Source organism: Collinsella sp. AF05-9 (assembly GCF_003465595.1).
Lineage (GTDB): Bacteria > Actinomycetota > Coriobacteriia > Coriobacteriales > Coriobacteriaceae > Collinsella.
In genome coordinates this window covers 1-1706 of the sequence record NZ_QSBB01000067.1, presented here as the reverse complement: position 1 = coordinate 1706, position 1706 = coordinate 1, and the positions used below count along the sequence as shown (strand labels likewise).

Below are 1706 nucleotides of genomic sequence, written 5' to 3'. Positions count from 1 at the left end.
GCCATAAAAAAGCCTCCCATTTCTTGTGTCCAAGAAATGGGAGGCAGTTCACACTACGTGCGGCGGGGGTTCTTTCGTCCTGCGGAATGTCCGCGAAGGTCAGCCCTCAGATCCTGCTACGACTACGTCCTCGGATTGTGGAGCTGGATGAAGGACGTGGCTGATGGGGCGCCTTGTTCCGGTCGCTGTTTCGCGGCTTTGCCGCGAAACCACGCGCTGCTTTGGGCATAGAGGGGGACCTGGTAGCGGACCCAGATGGCCTAGAGGGATATGGGTGCAAACGAGAAATCGTTGTTGGGGTCGTCCTTTTCCATAAACTCATCGAGGCAGAATGTCATATAGATTGGAACGTACAGGACCTTGCCCTCTTTGCTGAGGTTCTCGTGGCTCAGTACAACGGCCTCGGGAATTTTGTACTCGCCCACACTCATCAGACGATCGAGAGCCGCATGCGCTCGAACCTTCTTGCCCGATTTGACCTCGATTGGGACAATATGCCCGTGGGCGCCTTCGATCACAAAGTCAACTTCACCGACCTCACGCGTTTGGTAGTACCATGCATCCGCCCCGAGGGCAACAAGTTCCTGCGCGACCACGTTCTCATAGAGACCGCCAAGGTTGGGAGTTTTCATATCAAGATAGACAGCGCGTGCCGTGCTGCCGGGGTACCGCGATGCTAGCATGCCTGTATCAGACTCGTATAGTCTGAAGGCTGTCATTTTCTCCGTCCTCTTGAGGGGACTCCGTGGCTCCGTCACCCTGGCGACCATCAATCCAACACCTGCGTTAACAAGCCACAGGAAATCCTGTTCATATTTTTTAAGGCGAGCCCCCTCGCCCAGGGATGAAACAACAAAGCGATGGGACTCCGCCTCAAGCTGAACGGGAATTTGTTCGAAAATCGCGCGAACGTTAAACGCTCGAGTCGATGCATATTTAGAGATATCACTTTTGTACTGATCGACCAGCTGAATTTGAAGCTCACGCGTCCTCACGAGTGAATAACCCGAATCGATATAGTTCTGTACGACCTCCGGCATGCTGCCGCAAACGATATAAGCTCTAAAGTTTTTGAGCATCGCCTCATGAATATAGTTTTCGACGGGACGCCTCTCGACAAGGCAGCTGCGGATGTCTGCAAGCACATTCTCACTGATGCTGTTTGCCCAACAAAACTCTTCAAAATCCATTGGCCGCATAACAATGTGCTCGACATACCCCACCGGGAAAGAAGAGATCCCCTTAAACTCAGTCCCAAGCATAGACCCCGAGAAGACATAGCTAAAGCGCCCGTCCTCGACCAACGCCTTCATGAGCGTGACGATCTGCGGATACTCCTGTATTTCATCGACAAAGATAAGCGTATCTCCCTCAACAAGCGGTGCATCCGCAAGAAGGGCCACGCGGTTGATAAAGTCAACGGCGTTCTTAGCGCCAATGAGCACATCTCTTGCCTCGGCATCGAGCAGCAAATTGGCCTCAAAATACGACGCGTAGTTGTCTTTACCAAACGCTCGAATCGCATAGCTCTTGCCAATCTGACGCGCACCAGTAACAAGCAACGCTTTATTGGAGTTGTTCTTCCAGCTCAAAAGCCTGTCAGTGATCTTACGGCGTAGCATAAAACCCCTCAATGACAAAAATTGGCAAATAGATTGGCTCTGTTAGACCACATTTGACACGATCGGCTGTTCGTCGAACCGGGA

The 1706-nt window shown here is 52.1% G+C and carries 1 protein-coding gene; it reads right to left on the bottom strand.

Going from position 1 to position 1706, the window contains the following annotated elements:
* Positions 1-260: 260 nt before the first annotated feature.
* Positions 261-1622, bottom strand: a complete 1362-nt coding sequence (locus tag DWV43_RS09910; RefSeq protein ID WP_117818441.1) for an ATP-binding protein — start codon at positions 1620-1622, stop codon at positions 261-263.
* Between the last annotated feature and the right edge of the window lie 84 nt (positions 1623-1706).